This is a genomic window from Xenorhabdus bakwenae (assembly GCF_030272115.1).
Classification (GTDB): Bacteria; Pseudomonadota; Gammaproteobacteria; order Enterobacterales; family Enterobacteriaceae; genus Xenorhabdus; species Xenorhabdus bakwenae.
In genome coordinates this window covers 366503-389747 of record NZ_CP119194.1, presented here as the reverse complement: position 1 = coordinate 389747, position 23245 = coordinate 366503, and the positions used below count along the sequence as shown (strand labels likewise).

Genomic DNA, 23245 nt, shown 5'->3' with positions numbered 1-23245 from the left:
CCCTTGAATTTTAAGGTGCAGTTTTTTCTTAAAGAAACAGCTCCAGTAAGGAATTCAGGAATAGTTTTCCGTGCTTAGTGATTTGCCAGTGTGTATCGCTTTCCGTGATATAACCCTTCGACAATGCTTCGTCAATTTGTGGGCGAATGGCACTTTCCGGTAAGCCAGTGAAATCCCTGAAATCCTGACGTGGCATCGATTCCAGCAAGCGGAAACGGTTCATGAAAAATTCAAATGGACGATCTTTATTATCCACCTGATTTTGTTGATCCAGATAACGCCCTTGCATATAACCGCGTGGATGTTTGGTTTTCACGGTACGGAGAATACGACCATCGGCAAACGAAATCTTACCATGTGCGCCACAACCAATCCCCAGATAATCACCGAAACGCCAGTAATTGAGATTATGCTGACATTGATAACCCGGTTTGGCATAGGCCGAAGTCTCATATTGTTGATAACCTGCTTCCGTCAGTAATTGATGGCCTTGGGAAAAAATATCCCATAACGCATCATCATCCGGTAAAACCGGAGGGCGGGAGCCAAAACGGGTATTGGGTTCAATCGTCAGTTGATACCAGGACAGATGGGGGGGAGATAGCTCAATAGCCTGACGCAAATCATTCAGTGCTTCATGGAGTGTCTGGTTGGGCAAGCCATGCATCAAATCCAGATTAAAACTGCGTAATCCAAGCCCGTCAGCCAATTGTGCTGCTCGTCTGGCCTCTTCCGGGCCATGAATACGCCCTAAACGGATAAGTTTATCTGAACCGAAACTTTGTACGCCGATGGAGATGCGATTAATCCCTGCCTGCTGATAAGCACTGAAACGATCGGCTTCAACGGTTCCCGGATTGGCTTCCATCGTAATCTCTGCTTGCGGCGAAAGTGCCAGTGAAGCCCTGACGCCATCAAGCAATCGCTGCATACCTTCGGCGCTTAACAGGCTAGGGGTTCCTCCACCGATAAAAATCGTTGATACCTCACGATCACCAATCATTGGCAGATCCGCCTGTAAATCTGCCAATAGATGATCGACATATTCTTGATGCGGCACATCCCCTTTTAAGGCATGTGAATTAAAGTCACAATAAGGGCATTTTTGCACGCACCACGGAATATGAATATAAAGACTCAGAGGTGGCAACTTAAGCATTACGCATGGCTTCCAACAACATTGCTAATGCTTTCCCACGGTGTGAAACGGCATTTTTTTGCTCACGGGTTAGCCCGGCTGCTGTACAGTCAAATTCAGGCGCATAAAAAACGGGATCATAACCAAATCCGCCGTTTCCGGCCGGTTCACGGGTAATCATGCCTGACCAGCGACCATGAAATACCAGAGGAGTCGGATCTTCTGCATGGCGTAAGAAGACCAGCACACAATTGAATTGAGCCTGACGCTGTTCGTCAGGAACATCGTGCATAACTTGCAATAATTTTTCCAGATTCTCCTGATCAGAGGCATTACTGCCCGCATAGCGAGCGGAATAAATACCTGGCGCACCCCCTAATGCGTCAACCGATAACCCTGAATCGTCTGCAATTGCAGGTAACCCCGTCACAGCGGCGGCATGGCGCGCTTTGATGATGGCGTTTTCAATAAAAGTGAGACCTGTTTCATCGGCTGGGTCCACACCTGATTCAGTTTGCGCCACGATATCTAAGCCAAAATCAGCTAATAAATCAGCCAATTCGCGTACCTTACCTGTATTTCCCGTGGCGAGAACAACTTTTTTCATTGCCATTTATTTAATTAACCTGTGTATCCCATTAATTTATTTAATTAACCTGCAAATATTGAAGCCAGCCATGCCATCACATCGGAACGCAGGGCATTCAGTGCGTAGAGAATGAGAATGACAATCATGGCAGAGAAATCAAGACCGCCCATAGAAGGGATAATGCGGCGGATAGGTGCCATTAGTGGTTCAGTTAATTGAAGCAGGACATAGTCCACCGGGTTACGTCCCTGGCTGATCCAGCTTAATAACGCACGGGCGATCACTAACCAGAATACGAGCTTTCCGACAGCGGTCAGTAATTCAATCAATCCAAACAAAAATATGGCACCAGAAGGAATGAGAAATTGCCCTGTGGTTAACCATATAGGTAACAAGATCTTGATAAGAATCAGCAGATAAGAGAGAAGCACTGACGTGGTATCAATGGGACCAATGGCAGGAATGAATCTGCGTAATGGACGTACCACAGGTTGGGTAATTTTAACGATAAATTGTGAGAATGGATTATAAAAATCACAACGTGCCCACTGCATCCAGACACGCAGCAGTAAAACGGCGATATATAAATCCAGAACGGTGAAAAAGACGAAATTTAAGAATTGCATGTAGCAGCCCTGATTGAATTAAACCAATTGAATTAAAATAATTTTTCCATTTCCTGTGCCCGGCGGATGGCGCCTTGCATGGCATTGGACACAATTTCAGGCATCCTGCCTTCATAAAAAATGCGTAATGCTTCAGCCGTTGTACCGCCTTTAGATGTTACCTGCTCACGCAGGATAGCAAAAGGAAGATCTTTTTGCGTTTCAGCAAGTTTAGCTGAACCTATGGCTGCTTGCAGGACAAGTTCTCTGGCTGTTTCACTGTCAAATCCCAGACGTTCCGCTTCTTGTTGCATCGATTCCATGAACAGGAAGAAATAAGCAGGGGCACTGCCTGCGATGGCGATAATATCGTTGATACCGTTTTCATCATTGACCCAGCAGACTTTCCCGACACAGCTCATTAGCGATGCTGCAAAGTTGCGATCAGCCTGCCCGATATGCTCTGGTGCAAACAACCCACTCATCCCTTGCCCTACAAGTGAAGGGGTATTTGGCATGATGCGGATAATATTGAGGTTATCTTGCAAGAGCGTATAAAAACGAGGAACGGGAATACCAGCAGCAATAGAAATAACCAGTTTTCCATTGAAATCGACGTGTGAGTACAATGATCCACAAACTTCTGCCATCATTTGCGGTTTAACTGCCAGAACGATGACACTGGCTTCCTGCGCGGAACGAATATTATCGCTCTGACTATTAATGCCATATTCTTTTGCCAGCACATCACGGCGGGCGGTAGTTGGAGAACACACCGTGATGAGTTCAGCAGGATAACCTTTTCTGACTAACCCGGCAATGATGGCATGAGCCATATTTCCTGCGCCAATAAAGGTGATTTTACGATTTTCCATCAGATAATCTCGTCTATTAATCAGTTAATTTCAGGTATTGAATCAGGTGTTTTTCATTTTCTATATTAAGACTTGTACTGACGGACACCGAATATTGCCGTTCCAATCCGAACCAGTGTGGAACCACAAGTAATGGCGGCTTCCATATCATCCGTCATACCCATTGATAGTGTATCAACGTGAGGATATTTCGCTTTTAGCCCAATAAATGCGTGTTCCATTTGGTGAAAAACGGCTATTTGATGTTTAAAGTTATTTGCCGGTGCAGGTATTGCCATCAAGCCGCGCAATACCATATTAGGTAATCCATTAATAGTTGCAGCCAATTCGGTTAACTCTTCCAGTAAAATGCCAGATTTGCTCTCTTCTCCACTGATATTAATCTGGATCAGGATATTAAGAGGTGGCCTGTTTTCAGGACGTTGTTCGCTTAAACGTTGGGCGATTTTTACCCTGTCAACGGTATGGCACCAATCAAAATTTTCTGCCACCAGGCGACTCTTGTTAGATTGTAATGGGCCAATAAAGTGCCATACTAAATCGTCACGCTTATTAAAGTGTTGGATCTTTTCAACCCCTTCCTGAACGTAATTCTCGCCAAATTCTCGCTGGCCATTGGCTATAGCTTCTGCGATGGCATCCACAGGTTTGGTTTTACTGACTGCAAGCAAGGTAATTTCTTCTGGAGAACGTCCGCATTTTTGCGCTGCAAGTGTCATGCGGTTCCTGACATCGTGAAGATTTTGTTCGATATTGTTCATAGTTGACTCAGGAGATAAAAAAATGAATATGGAAAAATGGGTGTCCCTTAGTGTAAAGCATAATGCTTCCGATCTGCATCTTTGTGTCGGACAAGTTCCGGTTCTGCGTATCAATGGTGTGTTATACCCACAAAGACAATGTGAGGAAATTCAATCCAATACCCTTATAACGTGGAGTGAAGAAATATTATCGGATGCGCAGAAACAGCAGTTACATAAGCACGGTCATGTCGATTTTGTGGTAACGATGCCAGATAAACAGCGACTCAGGGGAAATCTGTTTTATCAACAATCTCATTTATCATTGGTATTGCGACTGATTGAGAATAAATGTCCGACATTAGAACAACTCTATGCGCCTGACATTATTCAGCATCTTATTTTGCAGGAGATAAGTGGATTGATATTAGTGACGGGCGCGACGGGAAGCGGTAAGTCAACGACGTTGTCAGCGATGATTAATGCTTTGAATAGCCATGTTTGTAAGCACATCATCATGCTGGAAGATCCCATAGAATTTGTTCACCAAAGCCGAAATTGTTTGATACAGCAAAGACAGATGGGTAAAGATGTCACGGATTATCAAACCGCACTAAAAGGCGCATTACGCCAGGATCCTGATGTGATCCTACTGGGAGAATTACGGGATAAGGAGGCGATCAGGTTAGCTCTGACAGCGGCTGAAACGGGGCATTTGGTTTTGTCGACGCTGCATACCCGCGGTGCAATTCAGGCGATAGATCGCTTGGTGGATGTTTTTTGTGCAGAAGAAAAAGGGTGGATTTGCAGTCAGTTGGCCGGAAGTTTAAAGGCAGTAATTTCTCAGCAACTGCTGCCTGCTAAAGAGGGGGACAGGGTGGCTATTTATGAAGTTTTAGTCATTAATCAGGCTGTTAGTCATTTGATAAGGGAAGGCAAGAATCATCAAATAGCATCATTAATGCAGACAGGGGCAAATTGTGGTATGCAAACTTACGAGCAAAGCCGACAACAACGTAATTCGTTGGGGTTGCTGGGATAAACCGTTTGCAGTAACAGCCATGCCTGATGCTCAGTATGGCTATTACGGACAGGGTTATTATAAGTATTGGTATCACAGATATTGCTGCTCAAACCAGCTTTCCAGAATAATAACCGCAGAAGTGGCATCAACCTTACTTTTATTCAGTGCCTTGTAGCCACCGTGATCAAACAGGTGAGAGCGTGCTTCCACGGTGGTCAATCGTTCATCGTGCAGTTCAACTTGTACTCCGAAGCGCCCATGTATGCGGTTGGCGAATTTACGCGCCTGCGCGGTGACAAGTTGCTCTGTACCATCCATATTGAGTGGCAGGCCAACAATAACCAGATCGGGCAGCCACTCTTTAAGTAGTTTTCCAATAAGTTCCCAATTGGGGGAACCTTCGTTAGCTTTGAAAGAGGTCAATGCCCTGGCTGTACCTGTAATTTCTTGCCCGATGGCAGCGCCAATGCTGCGAGTTCCAAAATCAAAAGCAATGATTGTCCGGTTTTTCATCAGGCGTGTCCTGCTTGTGATGAGAGATTATGAATATTAACCCCCAGCAAAGAAGCCGCTTCACGCCAGCGGGTAGTGATAGGGGTATCAAAAATGATGGAAGATTCAGCGCTGACAGTAAGCCAACTGTTTTCCATAATTTCCCTTTCCAACTGACCCGTTTCCCAGCTTGAATATCCAAGGGTCATCAAAATATTTTTTGGTTGGCGCGATGTGCCCAGAGCTTCCAACATATCTTTGGATGTCGTGACCATAGTGTGTTCAGAGATCTGAATACTGGAGCTGAAACCGGATTGCGGCGTATGCAAAATAAAACCGTGCTCTTCAGACAGAGGGCCACCCGCCATCACTGGCCGATTGAGATTGATCGCACTCTCCCTATCCTTAGGGGTGATATCTAATTTTTGTAAGATACTCTGGATAGAAACGCTGGCTATTGGCTTATTGATAATTAAACCCATTGCCCCGTTTTGATCATGTTCGCAGATATAAACCACAGAACGATTGAAATAAGGATCAGAGAGCGAAGGCATGGCAATAAGAAAATGATGCTGTAGATTCATGTGTTTTCTGATAATTATTTTGGCAATGTAAGAATGACTGGCCCACAGTATGGGAGAAAAATATAACCCTTTATACAAGGGCTATACTTATTTTTCAATGAATTAAAACATTATCGGGACGCTATAAACCCCTTTTTTCATCCACGAATGTGGATGGAATGTGGATGATACCTTTTAGTGGATTGAATTTTATAGCATCCTGCAAATAGTCAGGTGCAAAGTGGGCGCATACCATAGTTTGCTGAATGCTGGCATGCCCCATGATTTTCTGTAGAGTCAGTATATTTCCTCCATTCATCATAAAATGAGCGGAAAATGTGTGACGCAGGACGTGTACGGCTTGTCCACGGGGTAAGTCTGTGTAGTGATGTGATGGACGTCCCCTTTTTCAGCAGCAAATAGTGCCATCTTTTTTTTCCGATGCACTGAATTTCGGGAGAACATCTCATGAATACGATTAAAGTCATTGGCATTGACCTCGCCAAAAACGTTTTTCAAGTCTGTGTCTGGATGGAGGACGGTTCTGTCGCCTCGAACCGAAAAATTTCACGGCAAAAATTGCTTGATACTGTGCGCACTTTTTCGCCAGGAACCCTCATTGCTATGGAGGCCTGTGCAACTTCTCACTATTGGGGCAGAACCCTTCAGGCGATGGTCATGCACCCAATAGTTAGATAACCTTTGGAAGATAGTATTCACGCTCAATGAAAGTGCCTATCACTTTGTCATGCATTTCTTCGGATTTGGAATAACAGATCGTTTTCCGATTCAGTCTCTTGATGCGAGTACGTAAGGTCAGATTGGTTCTTTCGATACGTTGAGTAAATTTCTTCCCTCTAAAGTGTTTTTCCTCAGAAAGGCAATCGTAAACGGCATAATTATCGGTACAGAAAAATTGAATTTCGAAAGGAGCCAGAAGTGCCAGCAATTTGCTCAGTGTTTTCCTGCTGCGATCCCCCAATACGTGCGCGATTATTTGCTTTTGCTCCGGTTCCCAGGCATACCAAAGCCAGCGCTGATTCTTCTTGTTACCGACAAAAGACCATTGTTCATCAATTTCGCAGATAATATGAATATTATTTGCGGCCAGCGGCAGTGTAGTTACCTGTCTGGGTTCGAGTTTTTTAGGGTACGAAGAACGGTGTTGATACCCACCTTCAGGACACGAGCGGTGTCTCTGATACTGCCATTATTCGCAGCCATATCCACAATCTGATCTTTCATTCCGGGTTTGCAGGCTTGGTAGGTGTAATTCAGTTGAAAGGTTTTACGGCAGGCATAACAGTGATAACGCTGATGTCCGCTGCTTCCTTTTCCATGCCCTTTGACCTCTTCCGCTTTGTGACAGTAACGACAAACCACATCAACTTTAGCCATATCTCACCAGTAATAAAAAGTGGGGAGTTTACTACAACAATCTAATGATTGGGAGCATGACCTAAAAATACTGCTGGATGTCGGTTGTGAATAATCGGCGTCAATCAGGAGAGTCTGTAGACCGGCATCGGCAAAAAAGCCGGCCAGATTCGCGGCATGGGTGGATTTACCTTCACCGCCTTTGGGTGAAATGATGGGAAGTATTTTCATTTTGCATACTCAGTTAATTGAGTCGCAAAACAAGAAAATCCAGGTTGTTAACAGTTTCTCAACTTAAGAGGGGATTTAAAATCCCTCGGCTGTAAGGCTGTGCGGGTTCAAGTCCCGCCCTGGGCACCAAATAAAAACTTGATGTAAAACATCGAGTTAGAGTCAGAAAAGGCCACCTTTACGGTGGCTTTTTTTGCTTTCTGCGATTGTATGAAAAATGCAAAGTGGCGACAGAATGGCGACGGGATGGCGACACAAAAGGGCAACTTCCTTCAGGTGCCTGCCAATTTACCCATTTTGAAAAGTGATTCAGATCACGGATTGAAATAAAAAAGCCTCGCTATTGAGGCTCTTTTTATTTTTGGTTTAAAAACCAAATCCAATTTGTTCATCACCATAATGGCTGGTCGGAAATGCCAGTTTCGGGACTTTAAAATCAGCCGGTAACTGCTGGGGGACAGGACGTGTCAAATACCGCTCAACCGTGGTGACAGTGGTAAAGGTACAGCCGCACAGAATATTTTGGCATTGGTGATAACTGCGCCGCGTCTCGTCACTCATCATCTCGCTGGTACGTGTCTTTGCCACAGCGCCGCATTGGGGACAGGTAAACGCCATGAAAAAACCCTCCATCATTGGGGGTGTGCCTGCCGAGATTATAACGCATTGTTTCTGCTTATTGTTCACTTTCTGTCATCTCAGAATCATTAATTTTTAACTCCAGCTCTAACTGGGTCGTAAATCCGCTTTCACCGATAGTGTGAACAACCCGCGAAATGGTCCATTGGTGACTGTCGATAGTGGTCTTAAATCCGATGACAGAGGCTGTCAGATCAGGATACAGATCAGCCCGTCCCCGCGCCAGCGTGATTGAAAATTCCGCAGCACCGCGCTGGAGTTTCGCCCATTTCGCTGCGGCGGCCCGTCGTGCTGCCTGTTCGGTTTTGAATGTCTGGCGCATCACGTAGACGTTCCCATCTGCCCCCGCCAGATATTCCCCCTCACGGCGGCTGGACTTCTCGTTTTTCTTTTTCGGTTTTTTACGTTTCCGCTTTAGGGTCGTTGCGGGCTGTTTGCCAAAATTCAGATCCAGCCAGTACGCCTTAACGCCCGTATAGGCGGCACGGTCAGCGACACGAAAATTGTGACTGTCACCACTGTCGCGGGTCAGGGTGATAACAGGCAATGGTTGGCCGCTTTGCGAAACACCGCGCCCGGGAGTAATAAACAGCAGCCGGCCATTTTTAATGGTGGCGATGGCACCGAGCATTTCCGCCATACGGGACAGAAAGCTAATGTCGCTCTCATTGGTCTGGTCAGCATGATCAATTTCAATGTCCATGAGCTGGCGACTGACCGCGGGTTGCAGGTCATAGCGCCCGGCGATAGCACTGACCACATCACCGACCGTGATGTTATGCCAACTGTATTCCCGTTTGATATTGAACTCTTCCCGAAAATCCGCACTGCGGGCGGTAATATCCAGTCGATCAGGCGGGCCACTGTGGGCGATTTCATCCACAGTGAACAATCCTTTTTCAATCAGCGGCTCACCGTGCCAGCCTATCCTGACCACAATTTCTGCACCACGTGGCGGCAGCTCAATTTTACCGTCAGCATCGTCTATCGAGAGTTCCAGCGTATCCGCCTCAAAACCGCGGTTATCGGTCAGGGTTAATGAAATTAACCGCTCATTGAGCATGGTGATTTGCCGGCCGCCAATTTTCAGGTCAAAGGCCGGTTTTTTCACGTAATCCGTACTGGTCAGAATATCAATCGGGTTCATGTGTGCGTCGCCACTCTTGGGAAATAGCCTCATGATTGCCCTGCGCGGGCGCGTAAACAACGCTCGTGCTGTGTCGCGGCGCGGTGACAGGCGGTATTGCGTGATTCTCATGCCATGACACCGCAACATAGGCACATCACAAATCGATGAGGCAAAAAGCTATGTCATTTCATCATGGCGTATCAGTCCGGGAGACAACCAAACTCAGCACGCTGATACGCGATATTAACACTGCGGTGATTGCCGTCATCTGTACCGCTGACGATGCGGACACCGGGGCGTTCCCGCTGGATACACCGGTACTCATTACCCGTATCAATAGCGTGATTGGTAAGGCGGGGAAAACCGGCACGCTATACACCACGCTCAAGGCCATTTCTGACCAGTGCAGCCCGAAAGTGATTGTGATCCGCGTGGCGGATGCGCACAACCAGAAAGGGGATGGCGAGAATCCCACGCAGGATCAGTTAGTTATCGGCGGGCAGAATGCCGCAGGACGCTATACCGGGCTATATGCGCTGCTGACTGCGGAAATCAACACAGGCGAACACCCGCGCTTGCTGGCTGTTCCCGGACTCGATACGCAACCGGTCGCCCTGCAACTGGAGGTATTCGCGGAAAAATTAAAGGCGTTCGCTTATATCAGCGCGTACAACTGTAAGACACTGGCGGAAGTGAAGCGCTACCGCGACAACTTCCATCAACGGGAAGTCATGATGATTTACCCGGATTTCATTACCTATAACAGCCAAGCCGGGGAAAATGAAACCGTACCTGCCACTGCCTTTGCGCTGGGCTTACGTGCCCGCATTGATGCCGAACAGGGCTGGCATAAATCGCTATCCAACGTACCGGTTAACGGCGTGCTGGGTATTTCAGCCGATATTTACTGGACATTACAGGGCACGGATACAGATTCGGATGACCTCAACAGTAAAGGTATTACCACGCTGATAAAACGCGATGGCTTCCGTTTCTGGGGCAACCGTACCTGCGATACCCAGACTTACTTCTTCGAAGTCTACACCCGCACGGCGCAGATACTGGCAGATATGATCGCCGAAGCGCACTTTGCCTATCTCGATAAACCATTGCTGCCGTCACTGGTGAAAGATGTTGTTGACGGTATCAATCGCAAAGGCGCACAGCTCGTCACCGAGGGGCGTTTGCTGGGCTTTGAATGCTGGTATGACTCGGCAGACAACCCGAAAGAAATGCTGCGTGATGGCACGGCAACGATCCGCTACAAATACACGCCTGTACCGCCGCTGGAAAACCTGCAACTGGTACAGACGTTTACCGATGAATATTTCGCTGTTTTCGATCAGTTAGGCTAAGGGGAACTTCGCATGGGGATGCCGAAAAAACTCTTTATGTTTGACGTCTTTATTGATGGTCAGACATATCTGGGGCAGGTTGAGGAAGTGACAACGCCAAAACTCACTCTCAAAACCGAAGATTATCAAGGGGCAGGAATGCCCGGTTCTGTTGCCGTTCTGATGGGCATGGACGGGGGCGCACTGGATATGGAAGTGACAATGGGCGGGCTGGAATCAAACCTGCTCAAAACATGGGGCGGCCTGATTGACAGCCTGCAACTGCGCTTTGCCGGGTCGTACTATGACGATGCCACAGGGGAAACCGTCGCCTGTGAGATCCAGACGCGCGGGCGGTTTACCGAAGTGGATTGGGGCAGCGCCAAGGCTGGAGAGAATACCCAGCATAAATACACCCTGAAAAATACCTACTGCAAGATCACGCTGAACAATGAAGAGCTGCACGAAATCGATATGCTCAATCTGGTCTGGCGGGTCAATGGTAAAGATTTACTGGAAAAACATCGCGCCAATATCGGCCATTAATTTATTCTCAGGAGTTATCACACTATGGCACAAACAATCACACTCAGTCAGCCAATGAAACTGACAAACGGTCAGGAAATTACCGAAATCACGATCACCGATACCATGAAGCAGGTCGGCGCATTGCGCGGGTTAAAACTGTATGACGTGATGACCAGTGATGTGAATTCGCTGATCACGCTGTTGCCCCGCGTTACTCATCCTCGTTTGAGTGAAACGGATGTCAGCACGATGGGCATACAGGATTTTGCTTTACTGGCTGCCGGAGTCGCTGATTTTTTAGCGCCCACCTCGCCAGCCAGCGAGACGAGCGAACAGGCCGACAGTTAATTCCCTGCCCCACTGTCGATACTGACGAAATCATTGCAGATATTGCTACTGTATTTCACTGGTCGCCGTCAGAGTGCTATACAATGACGGTCAGTGAACTGCTGAAATGGCACGAACGCGCGGCGACCCGAAACGGAAATGAATCATGACCGACCGCAATTTAAATATTCGGGTCTCGCTGAACGCGGCTAACCGTCTTTCCGGCCCCCTGAATGCGGCAAACCGCGCCGCAGCGGGGCTGTCTTCCCAGATCCGCAATACCCAAACCACGATCCGCAATCTGCAAGGTCAGACGCGCACCTTTGAGCGGCTATCTGACTCCGTTAAAAAGAACAGCGAGAGTTACGAAGCCGCCAAAGCCAAAGTGAAAGCACTGGCCGCGGAATTTCCCCGTTTCAGGGAACAGACGGAAGAACAACGCCGGATCTTACTGGCAGCTCGACAGGAACGGGAGCGCTACAGAAACACCTTACGCAATGAGCAGCAGGAATTACGCTCACTGGGTGATCGCCTGTACCGACACGGAATTTTTGTCAATCGTAGTACCAGTGTCACTGAACAGGCGGCTCAACGCGCCGCCGCCTATAATCGGCAACTGGCGGAACAACAACGGCGCTTAACCGCCGTTACACAGGCCCAGTCCCGTTATACCGCGGCCAAAGAAACCCGTAACAAACTGGCGGCATCCGGTGCAACGGCGGTAGCGGCCGGGGCGGGCTCCCTTTACGGCATGAATCGCTTTATTGCGCCGGGGCGGGATTTTGACGCCCGGATGGCCAACGTGCGGGCACTCACCAGTCTGGATAAAGGCGATCCTCGCCTCCAGATGTTACGCGATCAAGCAAAGCAACTTGGCGCCAACACGGCATACACTGCTACCGATGCCGCGATGGGACAAAAGTTTCTGGCGACGGCCGGTTTGACCCCGGAGGCGATCAAGGCCGCCTTGCCGGATATCCTGAATATGGCGCTGGCCGGTGAAGTGGATCTGGGTGAAGCCTCGGATATCGGGGCTAAAATTCTGGCACAATTCAAACTGAATCCTGACCAGATGGGCAGGGTGTCTGATGTCTTAACAGCCACTTTCACGGGTGCCACCACGAACCTGCAAGCACTCAGCGAGGCGATGAAGGAAGCCGGTCCGCTGTCACACCAGCTGGGGATCAGTCTGGAAAGTACCGCCGCGATGCTGGGTGTCATGGCTGATAACGGGATGGAAGGCAGTATGGCCGGCACCGCCTTTCGTGGCGGGATATCCCGGATGATTTCTCCTACGGGGGGCGCGGCGGATGCCATGACCGCGTTAGGTATCAAGGTACAAAAAGCCAATGGGAAACTGCGCGATACCGACGATATCCTGAAAGAAATGGCTATCAGCCTGCGCAAGTATGATCAGCCCAGCCAGCTCAGGCTGAAAAAAGATATCTTCGGTGAAGAAGCCATGATTGCCATGACCGGCCTGTTGGATGGCATGGTAGACGGAAAATACGCCGAGAAAAAAAGCAATAATGACAATCCCCATGGTCGCTCAAAGAAAATTGCCGATACCAATATGGATAGCTGGGATGGTGATATCAAAAACATGACGTCTGCTTGGGAAGGCTTACGCATAGAAGTGAAAGAAAAGGTCGATCCGGTACTACGTTCAGTTACCCAGCGTATCACTACCGTTTTGCGTCGGATCAGTGAATGGACAAAAACGCATCCTGATTTGACTAAAGCCTTAGCCATAGGGGCAGCGGCGATCGGTATTATTATCACTGCTATGGGTGCACTGGCACTGGCAGCGGCGGCGGTGATTGTGCCCTTTGCCGCGCTCCGGCTCAGTTTGTTTATGCTGACCCGTGGTGGCGGATTGATGACATTGTTCCCCGTGTTAGGACGATTATCAGCCGGGTTGAGGGGATTAATCCCCTCTCTCGGGGGCGTTAGCCGTAGTGTCACGGGTTGGGGGGGTATTTTCCGTAATGCCGGTACAGCGATCGGCAATCTGCGCGACCGGATAAAAGGACTGGCAAGCGGCGGATGGACAATGTTAAAAAATGGCGCAACGCTGGCGAAAAATGGTTTATCGATGGTTTTCACTAACCCGATGGCCGCAATATCGATGCTGAGGAACGGATTAACAGGGCTGGCGAGTGGCGGACTCGGGGCGCTGCGTGTTGCTTTTCAAGCGGCCATATCTGTTATTGGCGGCGGTTTGTCCTTGCTGTTCAGTCCATTAGGTTTGCTGATTGCCGTCATTGTTGCCGCTGCCGTACTGATTTGGAAATACTGGGAACCTATTAAGGCCTGGTTTTCCGGCTTTTTCGCTGGATTGATGGAAGCCATCGCCCCGGTACGTGACACCCTCGCCGCTGCCTTTGCGCCGTTCGCGCCGATTTTTGATGCTATCGGCAATGCCATCAAGAAAGTCTGGGACTGGTTTAAATCGCTTTTCGAACCGGTAACAACTTCCTCAGAAGGACTGAAAGCCGCCACCGAAGCCGGCCAGACCTTCGGCCGACTGGTTGGCAAGGCCATTGCTGGTGTCGTAGATGTCATTGCAGCCGTCGCCAAGGGCGTGGGTTGGTTGCTGGAAAAACTGGGTATGATCCCGGATGCGACCCAAGCTGCTGCCGAAGCAGCCAATGCGATGGGACCGGTTAACCTGCCCGAAGTCCAGAAATCCGTAAAATGGGTCTGGGATGACAACGCCAAGAAAATGGTACAGCAAGAGTGGACACCCATACCACCGAATGCAGTCACTAAGGCCGCTGAAAAAGCGGAGGAAAATAAGCCTAAAACGGATATTCCTAAGATCGATACGCCGGATTTTGGTAAGCTGGTTTATGACCCCAGCGCCAAAAAGGATAAAAAGAGCACTGAGTTAGCCAGCGTGGGTAATGCGGCAACACAGGCCGATCCCAATAAGCTGGGTGATATCGTTTTCAAAAACCGCCCGCCCGTTATTCCGATTGATGGCATGTATCAGGAACCGACACTACAGCAGCCCTCATTATTGGATCGCATCAAGGACAAGTTGCAGCCGATGCAACCGACACTGGCAGGCGTCCCTGTGCCGATTTCTCCCGCCAGCGCAGGTGGCAGCAATAAAGCTACCGATGACCGCTACACTTTTGAACTGCACTTTCACGGTATGGATATGCAAAACAGCCGCTCTATTGCCACAATGGTCAAAGCGGAAATAGAGAAACTGATGCAAAAACAAGGCATTCGCCGCCGTTCCAGCCTGTACGATGAGGATTAAACCCATGATGATGATTTATGGCATGTTTGTTTTTATGCTCAGTAGCACGCCGTATCAGTCCATGAACCGCAATATGGACTGGCGCCACGTAAAAAATGATCGCGTCGGCAAATCGGCCAAATGGCAATATGTTGGCCCCGGGGAAGACGCTATAACCCTGAATGGGATTTTGTACCCCGAAGTGACAGGCGGTGATATTTCTCTGGAGCTGCTCAGAACAATGGCGTTTTCGGCCAAACCGTGGCCGTTGATTGAGGGCACCGGGATGATTTACGGGATGTTTGTCATCGACAGCCTGACCGAAAATCGTACAGAGTTTTTTGCCGATGGCAAAGCCAGACGGATTGAATTCACGTTATCGCTTAAGCGGGTCAGTGAAGACATTCGGGAAGGGTTGCATGCAGTCACTGCGGGTGATTTATTGGATCTGGCAAAATCAGCATTATAAGGGGCGTCGCCCCTCTTCAAAAAACATCATCATTTAATGTTAGCAATATCCCGCCGCGCTTTTCCCTCTGCGAGCAATTGACAGGCGAGCTGATATTTTTGCTCTGGCAGTGCCACCGGACGCCCGCCAATTCGCCCCTGTGCCCGAGCTGCGGCTAATCCAGCATTCGTGCGTTCAATAATCAGTTCCCGTTCCATTTCCGCCAACGCACTCATCACATAAAAGAAAAATCGACCCATTGGTGAGCTGGTATCAATACTGTCGGTCAGGCTTTGAAAGTGGATGCCGTCATTGCTTAACCGTTCATTGAGGGTGATGAGGTTTTTCACGCTGCGCCCCAGTCGGTCGAGCTTCCAGACAACCAATGTATCACCTGCTTTCAGGTGGTCTAATGCCCGTTTGAGTCCCGGACGGTTAGCCGTTTTGCCGCTGATTTTGTCTTCGAAGATGTGATCGCAGTGGGCTGCGATTAATGCATTGCGTTGTAAGTCGCTGTTCTGATCAGTCGTTGATACCCGAATATAGCCAATTTTCGCCATAACTCACCTCCATTCAGTCCATGATGGATAATCATATCAACTCCGTGAACTAACGTATTGATTTACATTAAACCTCGGTTTGGCGGAAACAGTGGAGCTGGCGAAAAATGCGAAATTTGTGGTTGAGCGCGGGCGCAATGCTAATGGTGCGTGGGTGAGGTGGTCAGATGGTGCGATTGAACTGTTTGGACTGGGTTCACCAGTAAATGGCCTCGCTACTATGTATTTCCCAATTGAGCTACCCGGGGTCTCATATTTTATTAGCATTGCAGAACGTTTAGCGAGTGACACAGGAACAGCAAACACAGCTCACACATCAATGATTATTGATTCAACATTAACCCGCACAGGATTTCAGGCTCGCTGCCTAATGGTGAGTGGGTTTACGTCCACTAACGGATTTTCATGGAGATTATACTATGCGCCTATTTAATCCAAACACGATGACTGAGGTGTTACCGGCCATTCACGACACAACAGGGGCGATTGAATTACCCGATGATTGCTGGTTTTTCCGCGAACGGGAAATACCGCAGGGGAAAATATTATCAGTTAATGAGGTAGGTGAGCCTATTTTGATTGATGCACCAACTGAATAACAATCAGGGGCACGTAGCCCCTTTAATCACTCCGGCTGCTCAGGCCATTGGATATCGGGGGCGGTAGAGCAATCCACCCGATTGAGCAGCACCCGGTATTTACGCCATTCGGTTAATGCGGATTTTTCGGCGTCGGTGGCCATATCGAGGTCAATCGCATCCTGCCAAATCGCAATTTTTTCGGTTGCCGTTCTCAACAGGCCGCGTTTCTCATACGCCGCACGCTGCTGTAGTTGTTCCGGCGTTGGCGGCGGCGTGCCGATGGCTATGGCCTCAGCTTCAGTAATTGGGATTAAATCTGGTCTAATCCACGCGTCCTGCGACCCGTCGGCAGTATATCCATATACCTGATTATCAAGTGATTTGAAATATTTCATCATTGTCATTGTTATCGTAACTCCCACCAATTCGTAATTTTATTATCAAATTCCGTCGTCACTGAATAGGCAGCACCGACAGGTATGATTGCACTGCCTGTCCCACGCTGGGCGCCCCCACTATTGGCCCCCCTAACCAGGGGAATATGTATAACGTCCCCGCCCTGTTTAAACGAAATATTCGCGGCTGACTGCTCTGTTCCCTCGCGAGTGTCGCGGGATACCGCTATGACAACAAATATGGGCCTGTTTGTGTCATTGACATACCAGGCGCCAATCACCCGGCTCGTTGTCACATGAACCCACGACTGGGCATACCCGACCCCGTGAGCAAAAATGGCATCGGTGACCGATTTCTGGCTCATTACCACATCTGTTGCCGTGCCAGTTGACTGCGCGATACGGGTTGGCGCGGGTATATCATCCAAACAGGCCAGTGTGCCGTTTTTTTGTGGAATACGGGCGTTAAACCACGCGTTATTTCCAATGCGACTGGTTAGCTGCGGTTGGGGATCAGACGCATTTAATTCAATCACTGATAGATTACTGCGGGCACGGACGATATTGGTTCCCGTTATTTCACCCGCAACAGAAACAAAACCATCAATATTACCGCCAGATTTGCTAAATTTCGTCTCCAATACCCGAGTTGTTGCCTGCTGACTCATAATACTGGTTGTCGATTGGCCTGTGGATTGGGCAATTGTAGTGGGTGTTATAGGTGCTGGGATATCGTCCAAAAATGCGATGGTTCCGTTTTTTTGTGGAATATAGGCGCTATTCCAGCCACCATTACCCTGACGGCTAGTCAATTTAGGACTAGACTCAGACGCATTAATCTCGACCGTTGATAGATTACTGCGGGCACGGACGATATTGTTTCCCGTGATTTCACCCTCAGCATCGACATGCCCGCCCACCACGCCACCTGTTTTAGAGTAGGCATTTTCCGCCAGTTCCACAGTTCCCGCTAAACCGAGGTTTTTCACAAACTCCGGTTTGTTGGGGATATCTGCGCCGTTCTTGTTTTTCTCCAGGCAACTATTGGCATTATTATTCGCCGTCGCCGCCAAATCATAAGCCGCCTTGACCGCTTTCGGGGTTGCCGCCTGTGTTTCGCTGTTGCTGTTGACCTCGCTATTCAGGATCACAAATCCCTTTTCTTTCAGTGTCGCGTCAGGATGGCGGCGGCTTTGCTCATGCTCACGGAGAGCATTGGCAACCACGGCATCCGCATACTCACGGGTGGCCAGCACCACGGACGGATCAATTTTCAAGGTCACCGCGTCCGTATGGCTGACAATCAGCACCATGCGAATGGTTTGAGTACGGCCAGAACCTTCCTGCAATTGGGGTTTGTAGGTTTCGGCGCAATTCCCGACCGCAATTAAAATGCCGTCTTTATCAACCAGGCCAATTTCCCGTATCCACCAACCGCCTTCGTTTTCAGGAATAACCTGTTCAGCCATAATCTGGTTGGTGTTTTTGGGATCAACACTCAGAACATTAATCGCTGCACGGCGGCGTTCGTTAACGAGTTTCGTTTGTGCGGTATCTGGTGTCGGCAATGTTCCGCCCCCATCGCCCACGGCCATATGGGTGATATTCAACTTGGTGCCCAGGGCGGCGGCATTAGCCAGTTTATCCGCGCCCAGTCGGGTTAACACGGCAAAGTATTTCGTGCTCATGATCTAATCCTCATATCATCAATAACATGTACCGCTGCGCCTACTACGTCGGCACCGGAAACAACCACTTCTTTGGGTAAATAGGGGTAAACAGTCAGGCTGTCCCCGCTGTAGCTGGTCACAGCACAATAGGCTGTACCGCCCGTTTCCAACTGAATGGACATACCAATCAAATGGCGCGAGGCGGGCTTGGCATCAAAAATCAGCCGTTCCAGTTCCTGATAGGTTTCAGCCGTAATACCGGTTTCCATCACGCCGATATCGAGCCGGAAAGTGCCCGGCGCCTCGTTGGTCTGCCACCATTCAGTCACGCGAATGAGATAACCGAACGGCTCGACCACGCGCCGGATAGCACCAATGGTGCCCTTGTGCTTATGAACAAACATTGCCGCCTTGATGGACTCACGTTTGGTACTCTCTGCCCAGTCCATATCCCAACGGTCAACTGACCACGCCCACGCCAGATACGGCAACAACGGCACCGGACAATGATCGGGGTTCCACAGGTCACGGACAGGAACGGGGATCTCCGCCAGACTGGATAGCGCGGTAGCGGCGGCAATTTCCAACGGTGATGACCCCATAGGCAACAGGCGGTTATTCATCAGAACCCCCAATCTTCACGGTGGCGCGGGTACAGAAACTCGCCTGAGTTTTATCCAGGATCATATCTTGTGCGGGAGTTTTCAGTTCAACACGTTGTACGCCAGGCACATGCAATGCGGCAAAAATGGCACTGCGCACGATATCGCGGCCAATCCGGTGTTGCTCGGCGGTATAACGCGCCAGTCTGGCCCGTGCATCCTGCAATATCGGCTCGTATTCGGGCGTGGGATAGCAGTACAACACGGCGTCAATGTCATAATCAATAATCTTGGCCGATTGCACGGTAAGGCGGTCGGCGACGGGGCGCACGTCCTCATCATTCAGGGCGTGACTGATAGTAGCAATCAGCTCATCACTGGCCGCGCCGGTCCCCTCACGGGATAAAATACTGACTGTCACATAAGCCGGTGCGGGGCTAACAACCGAGGCATCGGCGACACGACCGTCAGCACTGCGTGCATGGTATTCATAGGCACCAACGGGACCGGCAACGCTCAACCCCTCAAACGCCTGCGGAATACGCACGCGATAATCGCGGTCAGGCTCCAGCACAGCAGGCACCGGCGGTACGGCATTATTGTCAGCAGGCTGCAATATCAATCGACTGACGTTATTGTTCGCGCCCAGCTGGTCTAAATCACTGCCGCCGGCATACGCTACCATCGCCGCACGCGCCGCTTCATTAATGCGCTGGCGTAGCAGCAATTCACGGTAGGCATTTTCCTGGAGCAACTTAGTGATGGGTTCCGATTCCAGCGCCAAAGTGCGGGTAATTGCCTCCCGTTGTTCTGGCGGGTACAGGGCAATCAGCGCCGCTTTACGCTCCGCAAACAGCGTTTCAAAATCCAGCGGTTCAACCACATCGGGCGGGGGTAACTGACTTAGCATGGTGTCACCTCACCGGAATGGACAGGGATAATGGGGTATTGTTCTGTACATTGATACCGCTGATCTCTACCGTCAGCTCGCCCTGCTCAGAACGCAGATAATGAATGGTTTCCAACCGAATACGCGGTTCCCAATGCAACAGGGCCATATAACAGGCACTCATGATCTTGAGACGCAATGCCGGATTTTGCGGCTGGTCAATCAGGTTAGGCAGGAGCGAACCGTATTCACGGCGCATCACCCGTGCGCCAATGGGCGTCATTAAAATATCGGTGATACTTTGGCGAATATGGTCACTGTCTGACAGTGTGCGGCCATTGTTACAACTCATCCCCATAAAATTCATTACACTGGCCCCCCAGACGTTCCATCACCCGACCGTACTCCGATATGCCGGTGTGAATCGACCACAATTCCGTTAGAGCTGAATTGGCCGCCGGTGTGGGTGATATTGCCGCGCATCGTCCCTCCGTCCCGGATCTCCAGACTGCCCGTAGTCAAATGGTTCGTGCACATCACCGTCGGAGTATCCAACGTGATTTGGTTGCTGGCCGTACAGGTAATATCAGGGGCAGTGACATGAACAGAAACCGCAGCCGATACCGTGGCGGTTTGAATTCCCGTGACGGTCAGCGCACCAGTCTGTGGCTCATATTCCATGACCGCCCCATCAGGGAAGACAATGTGCGCTGCCTCAGCAGACACTGACGGCGCAGTATGAGCAGCAGAGTAGAACGCACCGACTACAAATGCGGTCGTGAGTTCCCCCCCTATTGCCAACACCAATACCTGCTCGCCAATACTCGGTGCCCACCATGTACGAGCGGTTCCGGCACGCTGGGCTGTCCAGCGCAACCAGTCCGTTTGCAGGCTACTGACGTGTACACGGCAACGCTGGGTGTGCAGGTCAACCGCCGACACAGTGCCAACACGCACAACATTCATTAACAATCGGTAAAGCTCAGCCTGTGTCATCATGCCTCCACCAAATCGTGATAAATCAATTCAATCAGTTTCAATTTTTCGTGCTCACTCAGACCCAGCAATTCGCGTTTCGGGTATTTTGCCCGCGCCAACGCGTTGATGCTGCCGGTTAATCCATACTGGTGCTGTCGGGCAATAGCAGCGGCCCTGCCCTGAAACCCCACAACCGCTGAATCTGCCGACGTGCGCATCCGCAAAAATCGGGCTGTTCTCAGGCGCTGGAACATCGGATCACGGCGCGTTGTGGTTTTACGGGTTTCACTGTGGTCAATCTCCAGATAGCGATCAATGTCACTGCGATAGAACGACCGTACCGCGTGGCGGTCTTCATCAAAGCCGGTTATCATGCGCCCCCGACGACCACGGGTGGCCCGCCAGTTTTTTAAGTGGCGAACACCGCCCCGATAGATAAATCGGATGCCTTTTTGTGAGCGCAGAATACGGCGGCGGCGGGGTTCATAGCCGGAACCGTCGGTATTTTTCTGGCTGCGGATGCGCTTTTGCTGATCGGTGCGGATGGCGGTTGCTAACTGACGCGCCAGCCGACTGCGATAGCTGGGCGATGCTGTGGACAACAGGCGCTGTAATTCATTTTCCAGTTCCAATAACAGATTACCCTGGCTCATGCTGTCCCCATTTTATCGACCAGAATATTCCACGCCCGCAATGACAATGCATCAGGCGATGGCTCATCAATATGTGTCGGTATCAGTCTGCCGTTTTCCCTGGTGACAATGACTCGCTCAGACGCTGGCAGTGTAAAAAGAATGTCCGCAGTGTCGTTATTGAGCAAATCAACTTCAAAACGGAATCCCTCTTTGCGGCGTTCCGGGTTAAACAACAAATCAGGCTGATGCAGCCGCGCCCACGCCAAAATGGGAATGCTGAGATTGTCGAGCGGGTTCGGGTAATCCAGCGCCAGCACTTCTAACTGATATTGGTAAAGAAAAGAGGCTGATTGCGTACCTGTGGCGATCAGATTGCCTTTGGTGATAAACACTTCCAGTCTGTCCGGGTTCTGGCTGAAAAACGGCTCATGACTGACAATCATTTCACGCAGTAAACCGGGCTTTAACATAAACTCACCTGCATTGTGTTTGAATGAATTCCTGTAAACCCAAAATCATTTGCCTTGATTCCGCGATCCGTTCTCTGAGAAGCCAATAATTTCGGACAGCGGCGTCTGTAGGTCGGGCGGCGTCTGCATCATCCACGCTGGCGGGGGCAACGGTTTTAGGCATGGGGCATTTCGCCCTGACGTACACCCGTTCAGGATGAACATCAGCAGCAGCCCGCAACTTATTGATTTCAGATTTGGCATTCGTCAGCTCCTGTAACTGTTTCTCATCATGCTCATGCAGTATGCTGATGCGTTTTTGTTGTTTGGCATTAATGGCAGCTTGTTCTGATAGCTTGGTGGTCAGTGATTCATTCTCACCCGTCAGCCGCCCGTTCTCTGCATACACTGAATAAACGGAATAGAGTGCCGATCCAATCAGTGCGATACCGACCGACACTGCAATCAATTTCAGTTTCCAGCTCATAGCAATTCAAACGCTTTTCTAAACGTTTCCACTGGATACGGTTGCTGGCCGTTCTCCATCTGAATCATGGCGCGTACCAGTTTTATCATGGTAACTTCGCTATCAACATCAATCACAGCACTACTGGCTATACCGACAGATTTGCAGACATAAGCAATGTAACTTTCGGTATCATTTTCACTGGGTGGTGCCCAGCGGGTAATGATTTGTCGAATCGTGTTCAGGCCATATTTACGCTCGTAATTGCGCAGGATCTTGAGCATGGCGCGAATACCCCATTCCGGCGCGATAAACTGGCAGAACGCTTTATCAGTCTGAGTCTTGCGCAGCCCCTGCCAGCTATCCCCGTGGCGGATATTGCCCGGATTGTCATTGCGAATACCTTTACTCATGCGGCTTGCCTCCCAGCCGTTTATTAATGGCGCGAATAGCAAACTCACGTAGCTTCTCAACGCCAATAAATCCGACAGCACCACCCAGTGCCGGTGACACACTGCCAGGGATGCCGAACAACTCCAGTGCGCTGGAAATGCCCCATGACAGCGCCCCACAAAGTAGTGGCTCAACCCAGCGATGGCGACGTTCAACACCGTCATAAATCAGGCGGCCATAACAGATCAGGACGGCCAGCAAGGAGCCGGATATCTGCGGCCATGAGTTTTTTAGGCCATTTACCATCTCGACCCATAAATCAGGTTGGTCTTTCATTG

The 23245-nt window shown here is 49.7% G+C and carries 31 protein-coding genes and 3 pseudogenes; 10 read left to right on the top strand and 24 right to left on the bottom strand.

Features of this window, described 5'->3' with window-relative positions:
- Positions 1-28: 28 nt before the first annotated feature.
- From hemW to PXH59_RS02440, 5 genes are all read right to left on the bottom strand, one after another.
- Entirely contained in the window at positions 29-1159 is a 1131-nt protein-coding gene (hemW, locus tag PXH59_RS02460) for a radical SAM family heme chaperone HemW (RefSeq protein ID WP_285810176.1), read from the bottom strand.
- Positions 1152-1745 (bottom strand): XTP/dITP diphosphatase, encoded by a 594-nt coding sequence (locus PXH59_RS02455; protein ID WP_047770865.1) that lies wholly within the window; start codon positions 1743-1745, stop codon positions 1152-1154. Before PXH59_RS02455 ends, hemW begins: the two co-directional genes overlap by 8 nt.
- Before the next feature lie 44 nt (positions 1746-1789).
- Positions 1790-2353: a YggT family protein gene (locus PXH59_RS02450; RefSeq protein WP_047770857.1), complete on the bottom strand. Its 564-nt coding sequence runs from the start codon at positions 2351-2353 to the stop codon at positions 1790-1792.
- 32 nt (positions 2354-2385) lie between these two features.
- The gene (gene proC, locus PXH59_RS02445) at positions 2386-3207 is read right to left on the bottom strand and encodes a pyrroline-5-carboxylate reductase (protein ID WP_285810175.1); all 822 of its coding nucleotides are present in this window, start codon (positions 3205-3207) and stop codon (positions 2386-2388) included.
- A gap of 65 nt (positions 3208-3272) precedes the next feature.
- Positions 3273-3968: a YggS family pyridoxal phosphate-dependent enzyme gene (locus PXH59_RS02440; protein ID WP_285810174.1), complete on the bottom strand. Its 696-nt coding sequence runs from the start codon at positions 3966-3968 to the stop codon at positions 3273-3275.
- A 22-nt stretch (positions 3969-3990) separates the two neighbouring features.
- On the opposite strand from PXH59_RS02440, the gene PXH59_RS02435 reads away from it, so the two are divergent.
- On the top strand, positions 3991-4989 hold the full coding sequence (locus PXH59_RS02435) for a type IV pilus twitching motility protein PilT (RefSeq protein ID WP_285810173.1): 999 nt from the start codon (positions 3991-3993) through the stop codon (positions 4987-4989).
- Between the two features lie 72 nt (positions 4990-5061).
- On the opposite strand, the gene ruvX is transcribed toward PXH59_RS02435, so the two are convergent.
- The 3 genes and pseudogenes from ruvX to PXH59_RS02420 all read right to left on the bottom strand — a co-directional run.
- Entirely contained in the window at positions 5062-5484 is a 423-nt protein-coding gene (ruvX, locus tag PXH59_RS02430) for a Holliday junction resolvase RuvX (protein ID WP_285810172.1), read from the bottom strand.
- Positions 5484-6047 carry a YqgE/AlgH family protein gene (locus PXH59_RS02425; protein WP_047770866.1) on the bottom strand — a complete coding sequence of 188 codons (564 nt, stop codon included), beginning with the start codon at positions 6045-6047 and terminating at the stop codon, positions 5484-5486. The genes ruvX and PXH59_RS02425 overlap by 1 nt, the downstream gene beginning before the upstream one ends.
- Before the next feature lie 121 nt (positions 6048-6168).
- Positions 6169-6405 (bottom strand): annotated as a pseudogene (locus PXH59_RS02420) (tyrosine-type recombinase/integrase); the annotation flags it as partial.
- Positions 6406-6494: 89 nt separating this feature from the next.
- On the opposite strand from PXH59_RS02420, the pseudogene PXH59_RS02415 reads away from it, so the two are divergent.
- A pseudogene (locus PXH59_RS02415) lies at positions 6495-6701 on the top strand (IS110 family transposase); the annotation flags it as partial.
- A 16-nt stretch (positions 6702-6717) separates the two neighbouring features.
- On the opposite strand, the gene PXH59_RS02410 reads toward PXH59_RS02415, so the two are convergent.
- From PXH59_RS02410 to PXH59_RS02395, 4 genes and pseudogenes are all read right to left on the bottom strand, one after another.
- Positions 6718-7424, bottom strand: a protein-coding gene (locus tag PXH59_RS02410) for an IS1 family transposase (protein WP_285810171.1) whose coding sequence is annotated in 2 segments (ribosomal slippage) — positions 6718-7175 and positions 7175-7424 — 708 coding nt in all. Because the reading frame shifts where the segments join, the coding sequence is not laid out codon by codon here.
- Between the two features lie 63 nt (positions 7425-7487).
- A pseudogene (locus PXH59_RS02405) lies at positions 7488-7634 on the bottom strand (ParA family protein); the annotation flags it as partial.
- 366 nt (positions 7635-8000) lie between these two features.
- Positions 8001-8252, bottom strand: coding sequence for an Ogr/Delta-like zinc finger protein (locus PXH59_RS02400; RefSeq protein ID WP_285810170.1), 252 nt, complete (start codon positions 8250-8252; stop codon positions 8001-8003).
- Positions 8253-8310: 58 nt separating this feature from the next.
- The gene (locus tag PXH59_RS02395) at positions 8311-9420 is read right to left on the bottom strand and encodes a phage late control D family protein (RefSeq protein ID WP_285811855.1); all 1110 of its coding nucleotides are present in this window, start codon (positions 9418-9420) and stop codon (positions 8311-8313) included.
- A 161-nt stretch (positions 9421-9581) separates the two neighbouring features.
- Here PXH59_RS02395 and PXH59_RS02390 point away from each other — a divergent pair, with 161 nt between their 5' ends.
- The 6 genes from PXH59_RS02390 to PXH59_RS02370 are packed head-to-tail and all read left to right on the top strand — an operon-like array spanning position 9582 to position 15310.
- Positions 9582-10757, top strand: a complete 1176-nt coding sequence (locus PXH59_RS02390; RefSeq protein ID WP_285810169.1) for a phage tail sheath subtilisin-like domain-containing protein — start codon at positions 9582-9584, stop codon at positions 10755-10757.
- Between the two features lie 12 nt (positions 10758-10769).
- Positions 10770-11282 (top strand): phage major tail tube protein, encoded by a 513-nt coding sequence (locus tag PXH59_RS02385; RefSeq protein ID WP_285810168.1) that lies wholly within the window; start codon positions 10770-10772, stop codon positions 11280-11282.
- A gap of 24 nt (positions 11283-11306) precedes the next feature.
- Positions 11307-11612 (top strand): phage tail assembly protein, encoded by a 306-nt coding sequence (locus tag PXH59_RS02380; RefSeq protein WP_285810167.1) that lies wholly within the window; start codon positions 11307-11309, stop codon positions 11610-11612.
- On the top strand, positions 11612-11761 hold the full coding sequence (locus PXH59_RS20165) for a GpE family phage tail protein (protein WP_434223367.1): 150 nt from the start codon (positions 11612-11614) through the stop codon (positions 11759-11761). The genes PXH59_RS02380 and PXH59_RS20165 overlap by 1 nt, the downstream gene beginning before the upstream one ends.
- Positions 11758-14862, top strand: a complete 3105-nt coding sequence (locus PXH59_RS02375; protein WP_285810166.1) for a phage tail tape measure protein — start codon at positions 11758-11760, stop codon at positions 14860-14862. The genes PXH59_RS20165 and PXH59_RS02375 overlap by 4 nt, the downstream gene beginning before the upstream one ends.
- A 4-nt stretch (positions 14863-14866) precedes the next feature.
- Positions 14867-15310: a phage tail protein gene (locus PXH59_RS02370; RefSeq protein ID WP_285810165.1), complete on the top strand. Its 444-nt coding sequence runs from the start codon at positions 14867-14869 to the stop codon at positions 15308-15310.
- A gap of 29 nt (positions 15311-15339) precedes the next feature.
- On the opposite strand, the gene PXH59_RS02365 is transcribed toward PXH59_RS02370, so the two are convergent.
- Positions 15340-15849, bottom strand: coding sequence for a recombinase family protein (locus PXH59_RS02365; protein ID WP_285810164.1), 510 nt, complete (start codon positions 15847-15849; stop codon positions 15340-15342).
- Positions 15850-15940: 91 nt separating this feature from the next.
- Here PXH59_RS02365 and PXH59_RS02360 point away from each other — a divergent pair, with 91 nt between their 5' ends.
- Positions 15941-16282: a hypothetical protein gene (locus PXH59_RS02360; RefSeq protein WP_285810163.1), complete on the top strand. Its 342-nt coding sequence runs from the start codon at positions 15941-15943 to the stop codon at positions 16280-16282.
- Entirely contained in the window at positions 16269-16448 is a 180-nt protein-coding gene (locus tag PXH59_RS02355; RefSeq protein WP_285810162.1) for a hypothetical protein, read from the top strand. Before PXH59_RS02360 ends, PXH59_RS02355 begins: the two co-directional genes overlap by 14 nt.
- A 26-nt stretch (positions 16449-16474) precedes the next feature.
- Here the strand turns inward: PXH59_RS02355 and PXH59_RS02350 are convergent, their stop codons facing one another.
- Genes PXH59_RS02350 through PXH59_RS02300 form a run of 11 tightly spaced genes read right to left on the bottom strand, consistent with a single transcriptional unit; the run spans position 16475 to position 23243 of the window.
- A complete protein-coding gene (locus PXH59_RS02350) occupies positions 16475-16834 on the bottom strand; it encodes a tail fiber assembly protein (protein ID WP_285810160.1) in 360 nt (119 codons plus the stop codon).
- A gap of 2 nt (positions 16835-16836) precedes the next feature.
- A complete protein-coding gene (locus PXH59_RS02345; RefSeq protein ID WP_285810159.1) occupies positions 16837-18513 on the bottom strand; it encodes a phage tail protein in 1677 nt (558 codons plus the stop codon).
- Positions 18510-19118 (bottom strand): phage tail protein I, encoded by a 609-nt coding sequence (locus PXH59_RS02340; protein ID WP_285810158.1) that lies wholly within the window; start codon positions 19116-19118, stop codon positions 18510-18512. The genes PXH59_RS02345 and PXH59_RS02340 overlap by 4 nt, the downstream gene beginning before the upstream one ends.
- Positions 19111-20007, bottom strand: coding sequence for a baseplate assembly protein (locus tag PXH59_RS02335; protein WP_285810157.1), 897 nt, complete (start codon positions 20005-20007; stop codon positions 19111-19113). The genes PXH59_RS02340 and PXH59_RS02335 overlap by 8 nt, the downstream gene beginning before the upstream one ends.
- A 4-nt stretch (positions 20008-20011) precedes the next feature.
- Positions 20012-20353 carry a GPW/gp25 family protein gene (locus PXH59_RS02330; RefSeq protein WP_285810156.1) on the bottom strand — a complete coding sequence of 114 codons (342 nt, stop codon included), beginning with the start codon at positions 20351-20353 and terminating at the stop codon, positions 20012-20014.
- Positions 20353-20985, bottom strand: coding sequence for a phage baseplate assembly protein V (locus tag PXH59_RS02325; RefSeq protein WP_285810155.1), 633 nt, complete (start codon positions 20983-20985; stop codon positions 20353-20355). The genes PXH59_RS02330 and PXH59_RS02325 overlap by 1 nt, the downstream gene beginning before the upstream one ends.
- Positions 20982-21617, bottom strand: a complete 636-nt coding sequence (locus PXH59_RS02320; RefSeq protein WP_285810154.1) for a phage virion morphogenesis protein — start codon at positions 21615-21617, stop codon at positions 20982-20984. Before PXH59_RS02320 ends, PXH59_RS02325 begins: the two co-directional genes overlap by 4 nt.
- Positions 21614-22069 (bottom strand): phage tail protein, encoded by a 456-nt coding sequence (locus tag PXH59_RS02315; RefSeq protein ID WP_285810153.1) that lies wholly within the window; start codon positions 22067-22069, stop codon positions 21614-21616. The genes PXH59_RS02320 and PXH59_RS02315 overlap by 4 nt, the downstream gene beginning before the upstream one ends.
- Positions 22070-22073: 4 nt before the next feature.
- Positions 22074-22535: a lysis system i-spanin subunit Rz gene (locus PXH59_RS02310; RefSeq protein ID WP_285810151.1), complete on the bottom strand. Its 462-nt coding sequence runs from the start codon at positions 22533-22535 to the stop codon at positions 22074-22076.
- On the bottom strand, positions 22532-22927 hold the full coding sequence (locus PXH59_RS02305; protein WP_285810150.1) for a structural protein: 396 nt from the start codon (positions 22925-22927) through the stop codon (positions 22532-22534). Before PXH59_RS02305 ends, PXH59_RS02310 begins: the two co-directional genes overlap by 4 nt.
- Positions 22920-23243, bottom strand: coding sequence for a phage holin, lambda family (locus PXH59_RS02300; protein WP_285810148.1), 324 nt, complete (start codon positions 23241-23243; stop codon positions 22920-22922). The genes PXH59_RS02305 and PXH59_RS02300 overlap by 8 nt, the downstream gene beginning before the upstream one ends.
- Positions 23244-23245: the final 2 nt, after the last annotated feature.